Here is an 18494-nt window from a genome sequence, read left to right on the forward strand (position 1 = left end):
ACCAGCAGAGCCATTTGTATAAAAGTTTCAGCGGGCTGCTTTGTTTTTCCCTCTCCTTCGAGCGGCGGATTTGGCCATCGGCTCAACGTCATCGGAAGGACTGGCGGTGCTGAGCACCGCGCCAAGCAGACCGGGAAAACGAGCAGAGATATCCGCAACCCGGACGCAATTGATGAGTTCTTTCCCTCGGCGCCGCGTCGAAATCAAACCGGCTTTTCTGAGCACCTGAAGATGATGGGAAAGGGACGATTTCGGAATCTCCGAGGCAAGGGAACAAGCGGAACAAGGGCTTGGGCCCGTTTCGACAAGACGGCGCACTATGGCCAGCCGCAATGTGTCACTCAGCGCGTAAAGCACGTCGGTGATAACGAACTGCTCCGGCTTCGGCTCCAGCGATGATTGCATGCGCATGACACCGACAAGAGACGCAAAAGAAACTTGCCAGGCAAGACGCCATTGGTTCGATTATTTTCGAACTGTTAAATTTTAATCACTCTCCCAAATGAGATTATTGGCAATCAACGGAAGTCCCCGCAAAAATATGAACACCGCCCATTTGCTGGGCGAGGTCGTCAATGGAGCCGCATCGCAAGGCGCAAACGCGGAACTGGTGCACCTGCGGGATAAAAAATACAGCGGGTGCACAAGCTGCTTCGCCTGCAAGGACCCGGCAGGGAAATATTATGGCCGCTGCGCCATGCGCGACGGGCTCACCGGGGTCCTGGAGACAGCGCACAAGGCCGACGTCCTGGTGCTGGGAACCCCGGTTTATTATGGCGGAGAAACCAGCCTGATGCGCGCATTCATGGAGCGGCTTTGCTTTCAGTATCATCTTTACACTGACAAAAAACCGCCGCTCTCGCCGCGGAAGAAGAACGTCGCCCTTATCTACACGATGAATGTGAAGAGAGAGGAAATGGCAGGCTATGGAACGCCCGCCGTGATCGCGAATGCGAAAGGTATTATGGAAGAATTATTCGCCCCCTGCGAAGTTTTCCTGTGCTGCGATACGAAACAGGTCAACGACTACAGCCGTTACGAAATGGATGTGTGGGATGTGCCTGGAAAGCTCAAACGGCACGAAGAAATATTCCCCAAAGAGCTCGGACAGGCATTCGAACTCGGGGCGAGACTGGTTGCATGAAACCGGAGCCCTTCGAGACTTCCACCGGACCGGCCACAACATCAACGGTCGCCCCTCGCAGCGCCGTGTCACAAGCAGGCGAACGATCCTATGCCGGGTCATAATCCAGCCACGGGCCGAGCCAGCGTTCGGCTTCGGCGAGGGGGATTTGTTTGCGCTTCGCATAGTCCTCGACTTGGTCGCGGCCGAATTTGCCGACGCCGAAATATTTCGCCGCCGGGTGATTGAAATACCAGCCGCTCACGGATGAACCGGGCGTCATCGCGCAACTTTCGGTGAGGCGCACGCCGGTCGCGGCGGTCGTGTCGAGGAGGCGGAAAAGCGTCTGTTTCTCCGTGTGGTCGGGACATGCGGGGTAGCCGGGCGCGGGACGAATGCCGCGATAGCGTTCGCGGATGAGTTCCTCGTTGCTGAGGTTTTCCGTGCGCCCGTAACCGCAAAGGTCGCGGGCGTGCTTGTGGAATTTTTCCGCGAGCGCCTCGGCGATGCGGTCGCCAAGGGCCTGCGTCATGATGGCGTTGTAGTCGTCGCCGGCGCGCTTGAACTCGGCGGCGAGCTTTTCCACGCCGTCACCCGCCGTCACGGTGAAGCCTCCGATATAATCGAGGCGGCCGCTGGAGCGCGGCGCGATGTAGTCGGCAAGGCAGAGGTTGTGCTCCCCCTCGGGGCGCTCGAATTGCTGGCGGAGATGATGAAGGCGGGCGAGCGGAGCGGGCAGGATGGGCAGGCCATCCGTGTTTGCGCCAATCAAAGGCCGTTTTGCCCAGTGAGGATTTGCTTGCGCATGTGAGCCTCTATCGCCGCCCGTGCCTGCGCCGCGACTTCCTTGCCGCGCTGCAGCATTTCGGGCGTCCATCCGGCGCGCAATTTCACCTGCGTCGGCTTCGATGGCTCGTTGGATTGTGGCTTCTCGGTTTGCATATCTTTCGTCAAGGTTGGCCGGGGTGTTAAAAAAGTCAATTCCCGCCGCGAGGCGGATGATGTCCTCTTTGCGCGCGCGGTTGTCGAATATGATGAATTCGACCGCGGGTTCGGCGGCGTATTCATTTACGAGGGCGAAAAGGGCATTTTGCGCTTTCCAATGGTCTTCGCCAAGGCGGGCGGGCGCGACGAACATGCCCTTGAGGGAGGCGCGCTCGATGGCAAATTTCATGGCAAGCTCAATTGGGCGATGGACGTAGGCGATTTGCACGAATTTGCCGCCGTTGAGGGCGGCTTCAATGAGTGCCCGGGCGATGTCGATGTTCGTCAGTGTGGAGTCGAAAACGAGGGCGTTTCGCACATCCACGAGCCCTTGGACGAGGGTTTCGCTTTTGCCGCTGCCTGGACCGCCCGCAGTGAAAATAACGACGGGCTTGTCGGGATGTTTGCCGGAGACCATGTCGCGCTGGAATCGGTCGAGGATGTAGGCGCGGGCGGGAGCGCCGGCGGAGATGTTGGCTTCGCGCGAGGCATAGGCGTCGGCGAACATGTGCTTGGCGATGTCGGTGCCGTAATAGGTGCCGCCACGCGCGTCGGGGATGGAGTCGTAGAGGGCGTCGAGGTCGGCGTCGGTGCGGGCGTTGAGGGCGCGGGCGCAGGCGGCTTCGAGGGCGCGCTCGCGCGGGGTGAGCTTGCCGCGCGTGAGGTCAACGTTGAGGCGGTTGGCGGTTTCGCTGGCGGCGGCTTGCGGCGCGTAAAGCTCGATGTCGTCGCCGTCGGCGTTGCAGGGCCAGAAGCCGATGACGGCGCGGGGGCGGAAGCGTTTTTCGGCGGCGATGCGGGCAAGGAGTTTTTGCGCGTCGTCGTGGAGTTTGGCCGCCTCGGCGCCGACGACGCCGTCGGTGAGGATTTGCGGGAATCGCCCGTGAAGTTCCCACGCGCTGAAAAAAGGGCTCCAGTCGATGAAAGGGATGATTTCGTCGAGCGTGATGTCGTCGTAAACGCGCGTGCCGAGGAACCCGGGACGCGGGATGTCCACGGCGGCCCAGTCGGTCGGCAGGGCGCGGGCGCGGGCTTCGGCGAGCGGGAGGAGCGTTTTTTTCGCGCGGCGGGCGGCGAAATCGTCGCGCTGTTTTTGCTGCTTCGCGGTGATTTCGGCGAGGTAGGCGCTTTTCTGTCCGGGCGCGAGGAGCGAGCCGGCGACGTTGACGACGCGGGAGGCGTCGAGGACGTGAACCACGCCGGGCGCGTATTCGGGCGCGATCTTGACCGCGGTGTGCGCGGCGCTGGTGGTCGCGCCGCCGATGAGCAGGGGAATGTCGAAACCGGCGCGCTTCATCTCGCGGGCGACATGCACCATCTCGTCGAGCGAGGGGGTGATGAGGCCGGAGAGTCCGACAAGGTCGGCGCCGAGGCGGCGGGCCTCGGCGAGGATCTTGTCGCAAGGGACCATGACGCCGAGGTCGTGGACCTCGTAGTTGTTGCAGGCGAGGACGACGCCGACGATGTTCTTGCCGATGTCGTGGACGTCGCCCTTGACGGTGGCGAGGACGATGCGGCCCTGGGCGCGAGTGTTCTCCCCGGCGGCACGGGCGCGTTCTTTCTCCTCCTCCATGAAGGGTGTGAGGTAGGCGACGGAGCGTTTCATGACGCGGGCGCTTTTCACGACCTGGGGGAGAAACATCTTGCCCGCGCCGAAGAGGTCGCCGACCACGCGCATGCCGTCCATGAGCGGGCCTTCGATGATGTCGAGCGGGCGCGGATATCTGGCCGAAGACCGCGCTTCCTCGGTGTCGGCTTCGATGTGGGCGTCGATGCCTTTGACGAGGGCGTGGGCGAGGCGTTGCTCCACGGGGAGGCCGCGCCATGCGTCCGCCGCCGCGGTGGCGGCGGGTTTGGCGTCCGGGGTTTCGAGTCTGGAGTTTTCGCGAGCGGCCTTGATTTCATCGGCGAGGACGATGAGGCGGTCGGTGGCGCCGGGGTCGCGGTTGAGAATCACGTCCTCGACGTGGCGGCGAAGGGCGGGTTCGAGATCGTCGTAGTTGCCGAGCATGCCGGCGTTGACGATGGCCATGTCGAGGCCGGCGCGGATGGCGTGATACAGGAAAACGGTGTGGATGGCTTCGCGGACAGGGTTGTTGCCCCGAAAGGAAAAGGAGACGTTGGAAACGCCGCCGGAGACTTTGGCGCGCGGCAGCGTCTTCTTGATGACACGCGTGGCCTCGAAGAAATCGACGGCGTAGTTGTTGTGCTCCTCGATGCCGGTGGCGACGGTGAGGATGTTGGGGTCGAAAATGATGTCCTCGGGCGGAAAATCGGCGCGCGTGGTGAGGAGTTCGTAGGCGCGGGTGCAGATGCGGACTTTTTCGTCGCGGGTGGCGGCCTGGCCGTTTTCATCGAAGGCCATGACGACGGCGGCGGCCCCGTAGCGGCGCAGGAGGCGGGCGCGGCGGAGAAACTCGGCCTCGCCGTCCTTGAGCGAGATGGAGTTCACGATGCCCTTGCCTTGGAGGCATTGGAGTCCGGCTTCGAGGACGCTCCATTTCGAGGAGTCGAGCATCACGGGGACGCGGGTGATGTCGGGCTCGGCGGCGATGAGGTTGAGGAACTTGACCATCGTGGCCTCGCCGTCGATGAGGGCTTCGTCCACGTTGATGTCGATGATGTTGGCGCCGTTTTCGACTTGCTGGCGGGCGATCTCGATGGCGGCGGGCCAGTCGCCGGCCTTGACGGCCTTGGCGAACTTGGGCGAGCCGGTGATGTTGGTGCGTTCGCCGATGAGGAGAAAGGCGCTGGCGGCGGAAACCGCCGGGGAGTCGTCAGTGGAGGAGGTGTGGTTGGTATCGGTCACGGGTGGTCAGGCGCGTGGCGTTTTTAATCGCGAATGAACGCGAATCGGCGCGAATAACGGCAAGGGATTCGCAGCGTGTTTTTATTCGTGTCTGTTCACATTCATTCGCGGTTGGTTTGTTTTCAGGGGAGCGTGAGCGGTTCGAGGCCGCTGAGGCGGAGTTCGGCGTGCGGAGACGGGACCGCCCGCGGAGGAAGTCCGCGAACGGCTTCGGCGATGGCCTTGATGTGCGCGGGCGTGGAGCCGCAGCAGCCGCCGACCAGGTTGACGAGGCCGGCTTCGGCAAACTGACGGAGGACGCGCGCCATGTCGGCCGGCGTTTCATCGTAGCCGCCGAAGGCATTGGGCAGCCCCGCGTTCGGGTAGCAGGTGACGGGGCATTCGGCGATGCGGGCAAGCTCCTCGATGAACGGACGCATGGCCGCGCCACCGAGGGCGCAATTGATGCCCACGCTGAAGGGGCGGACGTGCCGCACGCTGTTGTAAAAGGCCTCGGGTGTCTGTCCGGAAAGCGTGCGTCCTGATGCGTCGGTGATGGTGACGCTGATCATCACGGGCAGGCGCGGTGGAGGAGGCGCGCCGGTCGCGGGATCGGGTTCGCTGAACACCGTTTCGATGGCGAAGAGCGCGGCCTTGGCGTTGAGGGTGTCGAAAATGGTCTCGACCAGCAGCGCATCCACGCCGGGCGCGCCGCCGGTGTCGGGAGCGGGCGCGACGAGCGCGCGGATTTGCTGCGCATAGGCGGCGACGACTTGCGCCCAGGTGACGGCGCGGTAGTCGGGGCGGTTGACGTCGGGCGACATCGAAAGCGTGCGGTTGAGCGGGCCGATGGCGCCGGCCACGAAACAGCGGCGTCCGGGCGTGGCGGCTTCGGCCGCGCGGGCGGCGCGGCGGGCGACGGCGGCGGCCGCGGCATTGAGCTCGGGCACAAGCGACTCCAGATGATAATCGGCCTGCGAAATGGCGGTGGAGTTAAAGGTGTTGGTCTCCACGATGTCGGCCCCGGCCTCGAAATACGCGGCGTGGATGCCTTCGATGACATCGGGCCGCGTGATGCCGAGGAGGTCGTTGTTGCCTTGAAGGTCGTGCGGGTGGGCGGCGAAACGCCCTCCCTCCCCGCCGCGGAAATCCGCCTCCGCGAGTTTGTAGGTCTGCACCATCGAGCCCATCGCGCCGTCGAGGATGGCGATGCGCCGCGCGAAAAGTTCGCGAAGCGCGGCAAAGGACGGCGATTCGGCGGATGGCGGGAAAGAAATGGCGGCGGACATGGGCGAAGTTGCGTGTGGTGCGGACTGCGAAAAATGAGAATCCAAAGCGAAAACAAACCCGGCAACAAAATGAAAATGCCGCCGAAGGCAAGATTCATATCATCAAATAATGATATGATGATATTCCATTGATCAACATTTCACCCCAACTGTTTCCATTTGATTTTCAGTCCATTGTGAATCAGACGCTAAAAACGCATTGCATTTCCGTCAGCCGCTGTCCCAAAGTGCGCGGCTGTTAGCTGTTCTTTGCACCTTCTTGGGCAACGGGAAAAGCCGTGAAAACCGGCTACAGTTGCGCTGCGGTAACGCATCAGTCCAGACCTCCGGCCTTGTGCTGCGAATGCACAGGGAAATCCAGTCGACCCGCCCGGGTCGGCGAAGGTGGAGGCGAGGCAGAGGCGCGCTGCGCGCGCGCAAGTGACAAGTGCCAAGTAACACAAGTAACAAGAGACACGAGGGAACGCCTTTCCGCGTTCCAGCTCCGTCCTCTTGCCACTTGATACTTGGCACTTGCCACTTGCGCGGCGACAGCCGCGCCCCGACACATGCGGAGTCCGAACATCCGACCCAAGACGCTCACGCGTCCGGCGCGAAATTTTTGCGCGCGCCGGCTCGCGAAAACTTCATCGCAAAAATGAAGCGTGAGAGCAGTCTACCGCATCGAACCCGACGCGCGTCTGCCGGACGGATATAAAAACAACCATCCCTCCGGATCGCGCCCATCGTCAACGAGGCCGGCCTGCTCTTGCCAAAACCCAAGAGAGACTGACCCATCCATGACACTGTCACACTCGCTGCCCCGCCACGCGGGACGGCTCTTTGCCATCGCGCTCGCCGGCTTCGCCGCGAACGCCCTCACTGCCATCGTGCCCGCGCAGGCACCCTCGCCCGCCGGCCCGTCCTCTGAAGAACTGGTCCGCCTCGACCGCTACGTCGTGTCGGCGGCCCGCACGCAACAAGACGTGAAAACCACGCCCAGCAGCGTGACCGTGATTTCACTGCGGGAAATGAACCGGGCGCAGATCACCGACTTGCGCGCGGCTCTGCAAACCGCCCCCGGCGTCAATGTCGTGGAAACCGGCGGCGCCCTCGGCAGCCAGACCAGCGTCAGCATCCGCGGCGCGAGCGCGGCGCACACGCTGTTCCTCATCGACGGCATCCGCATCAACTCCGAGGATCCCACCAATCGCTATGCCAACATACTCGGCGCCGGCGGCCTCGCCGGGCTGGATCGCGTGGAGGTTTTGCGCGGCGCGCAAAGCATCCTCTACGGCAGCTCGGCCATCGGCGGCGTGGTCTCGCTCGCGACCGTGCGCGGTGACGGCTCTCCCGTCGTCACACTGGGCGCGGACGGCGGCTCGTTTGGCACTATCGGTGGCGCGGCATCTGTCTCCGGCAGCGCGGATCTGCGTTCGCGCTCCGGCAGCTGGGGTCCGGCCCCGCTCCACTACAGCATGTCGCTCTCCGCGCTCTCCACCCAAAACGACCGCTCGCACAATGATTTCAAACAAATCTCCTTTGCCTCGCGTCTCGACTGCGACATCTCGTCCAAGCTCGCCGCCGGCGTCACTTACCGTGCCATGAACAACGACTACGACGAGCCCGGCACCCTGCACGATCCCTCCACCGCCGGCCACGCCGTCCAGCGTTTCGACCTCATCACTGTCTATGCCGACTGGCACCCGCTTGAAGCCTTTGCTTTCCGCCTTACTTACGGCTTTGTCGACAGCGACTACGATTGGGATGAGACAGCCTATCCCTCGACCATGACCGCCAGGCGCAACGTCATCGACTGGCAAAACACCTGGCAGGCGCTTGAGCAACTCCAACTGGTCGCCGGCCTCAACGCCGAATGGTCGCGCTACGACAACGCCAGCCTTATCCTCGATGATGACGTGCGCTCCGCTTACCTGAATGCCGTCGCGACTCCCGTCAAAAACCTCGCGCTCACCGCAGGCGTTCGCGTCGACGATTACAACACCTTCGATGCACACGTCACATGGCGCACCGGGCTTTCCTACCGCATCGAAAAAACCGCCACCACCCTGCGCGCCAATTATGGCACCGGCTACAACGCCCCCTCGCCCAATTACGTTCTCGGCGGCGGCTGGTATGAGCCGAGCCCCGGCCTCGAGCCCGAACAATCCAAGGGCTGGGATTTCGGCGTCGAACAGGACCTATGGGGGAACCGCATCACCCTCGGCGCCGCATGGTTCCGGAATGAATTTGAGAACAAGTTCGATGCCGCCTGGAACGTGAGCGGATACCGTTACCGCAATATTCCCGGTGCCACGGCGGAAGGCGTGGAGCTTTCGCTTGCCGCCCGCCCGCATCAAAAAGTCGGCGTCCGCGCCGCCTACACCTACTTGAATACACGCGACGACTCGGGCGCCCGCCTCATTCGCCAGCCGCGTCACGCCCTCGTCGGCGATGTCAATTTCCAAGCCACTCCCGCCTGGCTCATCGGCCTCGGGGCAACCTTGGTCGCCGACCGTCCTGACGACACATATTTCGATGCCTCCTTCACCCAGTATCGGCAGAAGATGCATGACTATGCCCTCGCGCGTCTCTATTCGGCCTATGAAGTCAAACCCGGTCTCACGCTGCGCGCCCGCGTCGAAAATCTCTTCGACAAAGAATATCAGACCGTCGCCGACTACCCTGGCTTGCCCATCGGCGTGTTTGCCGGCATCGAGTGGAAATTCTGATGTCCTGCAAAACCAACAGCGCGCGCCGCGCGCCGCCTCCCCGTCGGGACGACCTTCCCGCCGCCCGGTCAGCGGGATCTGGCGCGTATTTGTATCCTAAATACAAATACGCATGCGCGCTGTTGGTTTTTCTGCTCTTCGGCCTTTCAGCCCTTCAGTCCTTCGGCCCTCGCGCATTCGCGGCCCCGCCGCAAATGCGCGTCGTCTCCCAGACCGTCGGCAACGACGAACTGCTCCTCGCCGTCGCCTCGCCGTCGCAAATCGCCGCGCTCAGCCACCTCGCGACCGAGTCCGATTTTTCCGCCGTGGCCGCGCAGGCCGCCGCGTTTCCCAAACTCGACAAGAACGCCACCGCCGAGAGCATCCTCTCGTTTTCGCCCACGCTCGTCCTTTTCACCGACTACAGCCGCACCGAACTCGTCGAGCAAATCCACCGCGCCGGCGTGCGCAGTGTCATCATCAAAAACTATCGCACCCTCGACGACACCTACGGCAACCTTCGCCTCATCGCCGCCGAACTCGGCCCCGAGGCCGCCGGGCGGGCCGAGCGTCTCATCGCCGGGTGCGAAGCCCGCGTCGCCGCGCTCCGCGCCAAAATGGCCGGCGCCAAGCCCGTGCGCGTCATCGCCCCCTCGACCTACGGGGTGATTCCCGGCCGCGATACCACCTTTCAGGATCTCTGCGACCACGCCGCCGCCGAAAACCTCGCCGCCACGCTCGGCGGACTGCGCGGGCATGCGCCGCCGCCGTCCGAGAAAATGATCGCCTGGCCCGTGGACAAAGTCGTGCTCATCTCCGGGGCGCTCCAAAGCGGCGTCCGCCCGCTCGACGGCGAGGATCCCGTGCAGGCCGCGCTCGCCCCCTTCCTGAAGCTCCCGCCCTACCAGTTCATGCCCGCCGTCCGCGAACGCCGCGTGGCCTTGCTGGAGCCGTGGCAGATAAGCTGCGTCTCGCACCACCGCGTCGCCGCCTACGAACGGCTGGCCCGCGAGTTGCATCCCGAGCGCTTCGCCCATGCAGAATGAACAACAAACCCGCTTCATGCGCCGGGGAAACAACCCAAAATGATGCAGCCGCCCGCAAACCTCTTTCTCTTTCCTCTTTATCTTTCTTCTTTCTCTCGCCACGAAACACCGGACACCAAGGTCGGGGATGAACGCTAAAGAGGAAAGAGAAAGATAACGGAACAAGGAACACTCCGGACCATCACCGCCGCCATGCCCTCTCCTTCCGCCACCCGCTTCGCCCTTCCCGCCGCACTTCTGCTGCTGGTCGGGTTGATGTTTGTCTCGCTCGGCATAGGCGACATGAACCTCTCGCCCGCGCGCACCCTCGCCGGCGTGCTGCATCAGGACGAACTCGCCGCCATGGTGATCTGGAACATGCGGCTGCCCCGCCTCCTCGTCGCCATGCTCATCGGGGCGGCGCTCGCCTCCAGCGGCCTCGTCATGCAGGCGTATTTCCGCAACAGCCTCGCCAGTCCCGGGCTGCTCGGCGTGAGCGCGGGAGGCACGGCCGGCGCGGTTGTCGTCATCGGCGCGGGCATCACCGCGCATTCGCTCCTGTTTCTCCCCGTGGCGTCGATCGCCGGCGCGTTTGTCGCCACGGCCATGGTCATCGCGCTCGCGCGGCGCGGCGCGGGCACCGAGCGCCTTCTCCTCGCCGGCATCGCGCTCAATGCGATGCTCGGCGCCGTCTCCAGCTACGTGCTCTCCAACGCCACCCTCACCTACGAGCGCAACGCGCAGATTCTCTTCTGGCTGCTCGGCGGACTCGAGGACCGCACGTGGGAACACGTGAAAATGGCCATCCCCATCGTGGTCGCCGCCGCGCTGCTCTGGCCTCTCGGCCGCCAGATGGACTTGCTCAGCCTCGGCGCCGACGAAGCCCAGAGCCTCGGTGTCGACGTGCGGCGGTTGCGGCGCTGGCTGCTCGTGCTGTCCACCGTGCTCACCGCGCTCGCCACGGCGGTCGCCGGCTCGGTCGGCTTTGTCGGCCTCATCGTGCCGCATCTGCTGCGCCTGCTCGTCGGCCCGGAACACCGCCGCCTCGTGCCGCTTTCGCTCATCGGAGGCGCGGCCTTCGTCGTCGCCTGCGACCTCGTCGGCCGCGAGGCGGGCGGCCTTCGCATCGGCATCGTCACCTCGCTCGTCGGCGGCCCCTTCTTCCTCTGGCTCCTTCGCAAAAAAACATGAGCTCCGTGATTTTCGATTTTCGATTCCCGATTTTCGATTGGGGAACAATCGCCCCGATTGCGAAATCGCGCGGCAGCGCGCAATCGAAAATCGAAAATCAAAAATCGAAAATTTCATGACCAACGTGCTCGACATCATCAACGCCTCCGTGCCCGGCCGTCTCACCGATGTGAGCCTGCGCCTGGGCTCCGGCACGATGGCCGGACTGGTCGGCCCCAACGGCTCGGGCAAGTCCACCCTGCTTCAGGTCGCATCCGGACTGCTCCCCGCCAGCGGGGAGGTGCGCTGGGGCGGGCAGCAGCTCCCGCACATTCCCATCCTCGAACGCGGACGGCGCACCGCCTGGGTGCCGCAGGAGGCGCGCTTCGAGTTCGGCTTCACCGTCCGCTCCGTCGTCGCGCAGGGCCGCTACGCGCACGGCGACGACAACCAGGGGGTGGACGAGGCTCTCGCCCGCCTCGATCTCACCGCGCTTGCCGACCGCCCCGTCAATCATCTCTCCGGCGGCGAACGCCAGCGCGTCCTCCTCGCCCGCGCCATCGCCACCGGGGCTCCGCTCCAGCTCTGGGACGAACCGCTCGCCGCGCTCGACCCGCGCCACGCGCTCGAGATCCTCCTCCTCGGCAACAAGCACACCCGGGCGGGCGGCACGCTCCTTTTTTCCCTGCACGACCTCCGCATGGCCTACATCCTCGACATCGTCGTCGTCCTGCACAAAGGCCGCCTGCGCGCCGCCGGCGTCCCCTCCAAGGTCCTCACGCCCGACCTCCTCCTCGAAGTCTTCGGTGTCCGCTCCGAGATCACCCCCAGCCTCTCCTTCGCCCTGCCCTGACCTCGTCTTTCTCCTCCCTCTTTCTTCTTTCCTCTTTCTCTTTCTTCTTTCTCCCTCCGCCGCCGCTCCCCCGGAAAATTCAGCATCCACAATACAAATACATCAACAACGCCTTCCAGAATGAACGACCATCCGCAACCTTCCTCTCCTTCTCCCGCCCGCACCGACGCCGAGCACCGCGAGCACATGCAAACCGTCCAGGCGCAGGTCCGCGCCGCCGTGCAATCCGCCAAGGACAAGCGCGGCCTCGTCATGGTGCACACCGGCAACGGCAAAGGCAAAACCACTGCCGCCTTCGGCATGCTCGCCCGCATGCTCGCGCACAAACGCAAATGCGCCGTCATCCAGTTCATCAAGTCCGGCAAGGATGCCGTCGCCCGCCTGCTCGAAAGCCCCAATCTCCACTGGCACCACGCCGGCGGCGGCTTTACCTGGGACACCCAGAACCGCGACAGCGACATCGCCCTCTGCCGCGAAGGCTGGCGGCTTGCCCTGAGCTATTTCGCCGACCCGGAAATCAGCTTCATCCACCTCGACGAACTCAACGTCGTCCTCGACATCGGCTACCTCCCGAAAGACGAGGTCCTCGCCGCGCTCCGCGCCAAGCGCCCCGACCTCCACGTCGTCTGCACCGGCCGCAATGCCCCGCCCGAGCTCATCGAACTCGCCGACCTCGTCACCGAAATGCGCGAGATCAAGCACCCCTTCAACGCCGGCATCCAGGCCCAGCAGGGAATCGAGTTCTGACGAATGCGGAATGCGGATTTCGGAATGCGGAATAAGACACCGTATCGAAGCCTTTTTATCCTGTAGTCCGTCCTCCCTTATTCCGCATTCCGAAATCCGCATTCCACATTTTCATGCGCTCCCTCTCCATCCTCGGCACGTCCTCCAACGCCGGCAAAACCTGGGTCGCCACCGCCTTCTGCGCCTGGCTGCGCGCCCAGGGCGTGCGCGTCGCCCCCTTCAAGGCGCAGAACATGTCCAACAACGCCTGGGCCACGCTCGACGGCGGCGAGATGGCCCGCGCCCAGGCCGTCCAAGCCGAGGCCTGCGGCCTCATGCCGGACGCCGGGATGAACCCCATCCTCCTGAAACCCTCCGGCCCCGGCGGATCCCAACTCGTCCTTCTGGGCCGCGCCCAAGGCCACCAGGCCGCCGCCGAGTATTACCGCCACTTCGACCACCTCTGGGAAATCGTGAAGGCCGCGCTGGACGGCTGGCGCTCCCGCTGCGACGTCCTCGTGCAGGAAGGCGCGGGCAGTCCCGTCGAACTCAATCTCATGGGGCGCGACCTCGTCAACCTCCGCCCCATGCGCCACCTCGACGGACGCTTTCTCCTCGTGGGCGACATCGACCGCGGCGGCATCTACGCCCAGCTCGCCGGCACCTGGGCGCTCCTCCCGCCGGAGGACCGCCCCCGCTCGCTCGGCGCCATCGTCAACCGCTTCCGCGGCGACATTTCCCTGTTCCCCCATCCGCAGGAATGGCTCGCCCCGCACGCCCCCGGCCTCGACATCGCCGGCACGCTCCCCTTCCGTCCCGACCTCCAGCCCGAGGAGGAGGACGGGCTCGCCGCCACCGACGAGGACCGCGGCGCCGGCGCATCCATTTGCTGGATACGGCTTCCCCGCGCCGCCAACCTCACCGACTGCCAGCCGTGGTGGGGCGACGCCGGCATCCGCACGCGCTGGGTCTCCGCGCCCGAAGCCCTCGCCGGCGCGCGCGCCATCGTCATCCCCGGCTCCAAAAACACCCTCGCGGACCTGCGCTGGCTTCGCGCATGCGGCCTCGCCGGCGCCATCGTCGCCGCGGCGAAACGCGGCGTCCCGGTCGTCGGCATTTGCGGCGGTTTCCAGATCCTCGGCGCGCGCCTCGTCGACCCGGAAGGCGTGGCGGGTGACGCGGGCGACGAGTCCGGCCTCGGCCTTCTGCCGCACCGGACCGTTTTCCAACGCGAAAAGACCGTCCGCCAAGTCACCGCCCGCTGCGGTGACCGCCGCTGGACCGCCTATGAAATCCACATGGGCCGCAGCGAACCGACCGCGCCCTGCCCCGCCCTTCACCTCATCGAGGACGCACAGGGTTCCCGTCCCGAGGGACTCCGCTCGGGCAATGTCATCGGCACCTATCTGCACGGCTGGTTCGAGGTCCCTGAGACCCGCCGTCTCCTCGCCGCCGCCGCCAATATCGCGGAGCACATGCCGCATCTCGTCCCCTGGGCCGAGCAACGCCAGCAAATCTACCGCCAGATGGCCGCGCATCTGGAATCCCACCTGAACCTTGCATCCATCAAACGCTACCTCGACCTATGACACCCCTCTTTCCTCTTTATTCTTTCTCTTTCCTCTTTCTCCTTCCCGCAAGGAATGGCGTGAGTGACGGGAGAAAGAGGAAAGAGAAAGAATAAAGAGGAAAGAAAAACATCAGCCCTTCCCGCCCATCCTCCTGTCCCTCTCTCCAGCGCATTCTCATGATTTACGGCCACGGCGACGACGCCCATTCCCAGACCCACCACATCCGCGACGATTTCAGCTCCAATATCCGGCCGGACGGACCGCCGGTCGAACTCATCGACCATCTCCGCGCGCGCCTGTCCGCCGTTGCCCGCTATCCCGAGCCCGCCGCCGACACCGTGCGCCGCCAACTCGCCGCCACCCATCAGGTTTCCGCCGCGCAAGTCCTCGTCACCGCCGGGGCCACCGCCGCCATCTATCTCGTCGCGCAAGCCCACCGCGCCCGCGCCTCGCTCATCGTCACGCCCACCTTTTCCGAATACGAGGACGCCTGTCGCCTTCACGACCACAAGCTCGCCTTCTCCGCCCGCGCCCGCTTTTTTGCCGATCCCGGCAGCCACCTCGACACCGCGCCGCGCCCCGACCTTCTCTGGCTCTGCAATCCCAACAACCCCACCGGCGAGGCCGCGTCCCGCGACGAACTCCTCGCCCTCATCGACGCGCACCCCCGCACGCTTTTCGTCATCGACCAGTCCTACGCCGATTTCTGCTTGGTCGCCCCCATCCTGCCCGCCGACACCGCCGTCCGCGAAAACCTCATCCTCATCCGCTCCCTCACCAAAACCCTCGGCATCCCCGGCCTGCGCATCGGCCACGTCTTCGCCTCCGCGTCCAACATTGCCGCGCTTGCCCGCCACCTCCAGCCCTGGGCCGTCAACACCCTCGCGCTCGAAGCCGCCGCCTACTACCTCGCACACCGCGCACGCCTCGCGCCCCCGCTCGAAACCTGGCTTGCGCACACCCGCGCCTTCTCCCGCGCCGTCGCGGGCCTCGAAGGATTCACGCCGCATCCCACCGCGACCACCTTCTTCCTCGTCGAGCTGGCCCGCGGCACCTCGGCCGCGCTCAAGCAATATCTCGTGGAGAAACACGGCATCCTCATCCGCGACGCCGCCAACTTCCGCGGCCTGACCTCCCGCCACATCCGCGTCTCCCCTCAATCCCCGTGGCAAAACCACCGCCTCGCACAGTCCCTCCAAACCTGGCGCGGCTGATCATGGGCATGAAAACGCCGGCCGGATGCCTCGATTAAATGCTCCTTTCCGCCCTCCAGTCCTTCAGCCTTTCCGCCCTGCTCCTGGGCGTCGCCCTCGACCTCGCGCTCGGCGATCCCCGCTGGCTCCCTCATCCAATCGTTGGATACGGCCGCGCCATCGCCTGGGGCGAGCGCAAGCTCAACCACGGCTCGTCCCGCGCCCGTTTTTTCAAAGGCGCCGCGCTCACCCTGTTCCTCGTCGCCGTCACTTACACCGTCTGGCTCGCCGCCCTCGCCCTCGCCGCCCGCGCGCACACCGCCGCCGCCGTCGCGCTTGCCGCCTTTGGCGTCTTCACCGCCTTGGCCCACCGCACCCTCATCGCCGAATGCCGCGCCGTCTTTCGCGCGCTCGGCGACGGGACGCGCGATCACGATCCCGGCACCCTTGACGCCGCCAGACGACAGCTCGCCCGCATCGTCGGACGCGACACCGCGCGCCTCGACGCCCGGCAAATCCGCACCGCCGCCCTGGAAACCCTCGCCGAAAATCTCTCCGACGGCGTCGTCGCCCCGCTTTTCTGGTATGCCCTTGGCGGCGTCCCCGCCATGATGGCCTGCAAAATGGTCAACACCCTCGACTCCATGATCGGCCATCACGATGACCGCCATGAGTTCTTCGGCAAAACCGCCGCCCGCCTCGATGACGCTGTCAACTACCTTCCCGCCCGCCTTACCGCGCTCCTTCTCGCCCTCGCCGCGCGCAGCCCCCGCGCCCTCCGCTTCGTCGCCCGTTACGGCCGCGCCCATGCCAGTCCCAATGCCGGCTACCCCGAGGCGGCCCTCGCCGGCGCCCTCGATCTTCGTTTCGGCGGGCCGAATTATTACGACGGAGAACTCGTGGAAAAACCCTTCATCGGCCGGAATCCCCGCGCCGTCCGCCCCGCCGAAATCGACACCGCCGCCCGCCACGCGCACGTCACCCTCGCCCTCATGGTCCTCCTGACCGCCGCCGCCCGCCTCCTGCTCCCTCTGCCGTTCTGTTGAAACGCCCCCTCGCGATGCATATCCATTTTCTTGATACTTGCCACTGATAACTTGTCACTTTTCCCCGTCATGTCCTCCCTCGTTTTTCTCACTGGCCCCGTGCGCAGCGGCAAAAGCCGTCGCGCCGTCGAACTCGCCACCGCCTGGGGCCCCGGCACCGTTTTCATCGCCACCTGCCGTCCTCCCGTCGCCGGACCGGACGGCGCGCCCTCCGATCCCGAGCTGGCCGAACGCATCCGCCGCCACCGGGCCGAGCGTCCCGCAGCTTGGCGCGTGCTCGAGGCTCCCCGGGACCTGCCCGCCGCCCTCGACGCGCTCCAACCGCCGCCCGCCGGCGTTCTGCTCGACTGCCTCACGCTCTGGGTTTCCGACCGCCTCGACCTCTCCGACGACGCCCTCATCGCGGAATGGGACAGGCTCCTCGCCTATCTCCGCGCCGCCCCCTGCCCGTCGGTCATCGTCAGCAATGAAATCGGCTGGTCGCCCGTCCCCGGGCATCCCGTCCTCCGCCGCTTCCGCGATCTCGTCGGCATCCTCGCCCAGCGCACCGCCGCCGCCGCCACCGAAGCCCACCTCTGCGTCGCCGGCCAAACGCTCCGCCTGAAATAACCCTCCGCCAACTCTTCTTTCCTCTTTATTCTTTCTCTTTCCTCCCAAACGCCATCACAATCAGTATCCACAATCTTGATACTTGCCACTTGCTACTTGTCACTTTTCCTCCATCATGTCCTACAAAATCCCGACCATCCCGTCCCTCGCCCATCATCTCGAGGCCGACCTCCGCGCGGCCATCGACAATAAAACCAAGCCCCCCGGCTCGCTCGGCCAGCTCGAAACCCTCGCGCTCCGCCTCGGCCTCATGCAGGACACCCTCGCGCCCGCGCTCCGGCGACCCGCCTCGCTCGTCTTCGCCGGCGACCACGGGCTCGCCGATGAAGGAGTCAGCCCCTTTCCCAAGGCCGTCACCGTCCAGATGGTGCTCAACTTCCTTGCCGGCGGCGCCGCCATCAACGTCTTCGCCCGCCAGCACGGCCTCGACCTTCGTGTGATCGACGCCGCCGTCGCCGGCCCCCTTCCCGCGCACCCGCAGCTCCTCGACCGCAAGATCATGCCGTCCGGCACGCGCAACGCCCTCCACGGCCCGGCCATGACACCGGACGAAGTCGCGCGCTGCCTCGCCGCCGGGGACCAGCTCGCCGCCGATCTCGCCGCCGGGGGATGCAATGCCGTCATTTTCGGCGAGATGGGCATCGGCAACACCTCCGCCGCCTCGCTCCTCATGACCGCGCTCACCGGCATGCCCATCGAAACGACGACCGGGCGCGGCTCCGGCCACGACCCCGCCGGACTCGCCCGCAAACGCGACATCCTCGCCCGCGTCCTCGCCCGCCATCCCGGCGCGACCACGCCTCTCGCGGCCCTCGCCGCCTTTGGCGGAGCCGAAATGGCCATGATGACCGGCGCGATGCTCGGGGCCGCCGCGCGCCGCATGGTCGTCCTCAACGACGGCTTTATCGTCACGGCCTCGCTCCTTGTCGCCGCGCGCCTCAATCCCGCCGTCCTCGACTACACGGTCTTTTCCCACACGTCCGCCGAAGGCGCGCATGACGCGCTGGTGAAGCACCTGGGCGGACAGCCGCTCCTCGCCCTCGACCTTCGGCTCGGCGAAGGCACCGGCGCGGCGCTGGCCTGGCCGCTCCTGCTATCGGCGACCCGGTTCCTCCAGGAAATGGCCACCTTCGAAACCGCCAGCGTGAACAAAATCCACACCTGATGACCGGGCAAACCCTTCGTGACCGGCAGGATGCGTCAATGCGCAGCGCAGGTATCCTGCCTGCCGTTGGCATCTTGTCGCGCGAAGCGCTCACTTATTTCTTGGAAAAGTGCCAGCGATGCCTCGCGTCATTCGCCCACCCCACTTCAGCTCACACCCACGCATCCTCCGCAAATTCGTGCTTGCCCCGGGGTGCGCAAAGCAGGATGTTTCGCCCCTTGCGGCAATCACTCAGGTCAAGCCGGCGCGCCGCATTGCTCCC

General features: G+C 65.2%; 14 protein-coding genes. 11 read left to right on the plus strand and 3 right to left on the minus strand.

Going from position 1 to position 18494, the window contains the following annotated elements:
• Positions 1-27: 27 nt before the first annotated feature.
• Positions 28-405, minus strand: coding sequence for a metalloregulator ArsR/SmtB family transcription factor (locus OH491_RS04780; protein WP_084442051.1), 378 nt, complete (start codon positions 403-405; stop codon positions 28-30).
• A gap of 97 nt (positions 406-502) precedes the next feature.
• Between OH491_RS04780 and OH491_RS04785 the strand changes: the two genes are divergently transcribed.
• Entirely contained in the window at positions 503-1144 is a 642-nt protein-coding gene (locus tag OH491_RS04785; protein WP_068769093.1) for a flavodoxin family protein, read from the plus strand.
• A gap of 88 nt (positions 1145-1232) precedes the next feature.
• On the opposite strand, the gene OH491_RS04790 is transcribed toward OH491_RS04785, so the two are convergent.
• Positions 1233-4916: a vitamin B12 dependent-methionine synthase activation domain-containing protein gene (locus OH491_RS04790; protein WP_068769092.1), complete on the minus strand. Its 3684-nt coding sequence runs from the start codon at positions 4914-4916 to the stop codon at positions 1233-1235.
• Positions 4917-5038: 122 nt separating this feature from the next.
• The gene (locus OH491_RS04795; protein ID WP_068769091.1) at positions 5039-6184 is read right to left on the minus strand and encodes a homocysteine S-methyltransferase family protein; all 1146 of its coding nucleotides are present in this window, start codon (positions 6182-6184) and stop codon (positions 5039-5041) included.
• Positions 6185-6963: 779 nt separating this feature from the next.
• Here OH491_RS04795 and OH491_RS04800 point away from each other — a divergent pair.
• The 10 genes from OH491_RS04800 to cobT all read left to right on the plus strand — a co-directional run bounded on the left by OH491_RS04800 (position 6964) and on the right by cobT (position 18232).
• Complete coding sequence (locus OH491_RS04800; protein ID WP_068769090.1) at positions 6964-8895, plus strand: TonB-dependent receptor plug domain-containing protein; 1932 nt, start codon at positions 6964-6966, stop codon at positions 8893-8895.
• Positions 8895-9920 carry an ABC transporter substrate-binding protein gene (locus OH491_RS04805; protein ID WP_068769089.1) on the plus strand — a complete coding sequence of 342 codons (1026 nt, stop codon included), beginning with the start codon at positions 8895-8897 and terminating at the stop codon, positions 9918-9920. The genes OH491_RS04800 and OH491_RS04805 overlap by 1 nt, the downstream gene beginning before the upstream one ends.
• A 192-nt stretch (positions 9921-10112) precedes the next feature.
• On the plus strand, positions 10113-11090 hold the full coding sequence (locus OH491_RS04810; RefSeq protein ID WP_068769088.1) for a FecCD family ABC transporter permease: 978 nt from the start codon (positions 10113-10115) through the stop codon (positions 11088-11090).
• A gap of 115 nt (positions 11091-11205) precedes the next feature.
• On the plus strand, positions 11206-11922 hold the full coding sequence (locus tag OH491_RS04815; protein ID WP_068769087.1) for an ABC transporter ATP-binding protein: 717 nt from the start codon (positions 11206-11208) through the stop codon (positions 11920-11922).
• A 120-nt stretch (positions 11923-12042) separates the two neighbouring features.
• Complete coding sequence (gene cobO, locus OH491_RS04820; RefSeq protein ID WP_068769086.1) at positions 12043-12669, plus strand: cob(I)yrinic acid a,c-diamide adenosyltransferase; 627 nt, start codon at positions 12043-12045, stop codon at positions 12667-12669.
• A gap of 113 nt (positions 12670-12782) precedes the next feature.
• Positions 12783-14237 (plus strand): cobyric acid synthase, encoded by a 1455-nt coding sequence (locus OH491_RS04825; protein ID WP_068769085.1) that lies wholly within the window; start codon positions 12783-12785, stop codon positions 14235-14237.
• Positions 14238-14395: 158 nt separating this feature from the next.
• Complete coding sequence (locus OH491_RS04830) at positions 14396-15433, plus strand: pyridoxal phosphate-dependent aminotransferase (RefSeq protein ID WP_068769084.1); 1038 nt, start codon at positions 14396-14398, stop codon at positions 15431-15433.
• A 38-nt stretch (positions 15434-15471) separates the two neighbouring features.
• Positions 15472-16458, plus strand: a complete 987-nt coding sequence (gene cbiB / locus OH491_RS04835) for an adenosylcobinamide-phosphate synthase CbiB (protein WP_084441875.1) — start codon at positions 15472-15474, stop codon at positions 16456-16458.
• 69 nt (positions 16459-16527) lie between these two features.
• Complete coding sequence (locus tag OH491_RS04840) at positions 16528-17067, plus strand: bifunctional adenosylcobinamide kinase/adenosylcobinamide-phosphate guanylyltransferase (protein ID WP_068769083.1); 540 nt, start codon at positions 16528-16530, stop codon at positions 17065-17067.
• Positions 17068-17182: 115 nt separating this feature from the next.
• Complete coding sequence (gene cobT / locus OH491_RS04845; protein WP_068769082.1) at positions 17183-18232, plus strand: nicotinate-nucleotide--dimethylbenzimidazole phosphoribosyltransferase; 1050 nt, start codon at positions 17183-17185, stop codon at positions 18230-18232.
• Positions 18233-18494: the final 262 nt, after the last annotated feature.

Source organism: Termitidicoccus mucosus (assembly GCF_038725785.1).
In the GTDB taxonomy this organism is placed as follows: domain Bacteria; phylum Verrucomicrobiota; class Verrucomicrobiia; order Opitutales; family Opitutaceae; genus Termitidicoccus; species Termitidicoccus mucosus.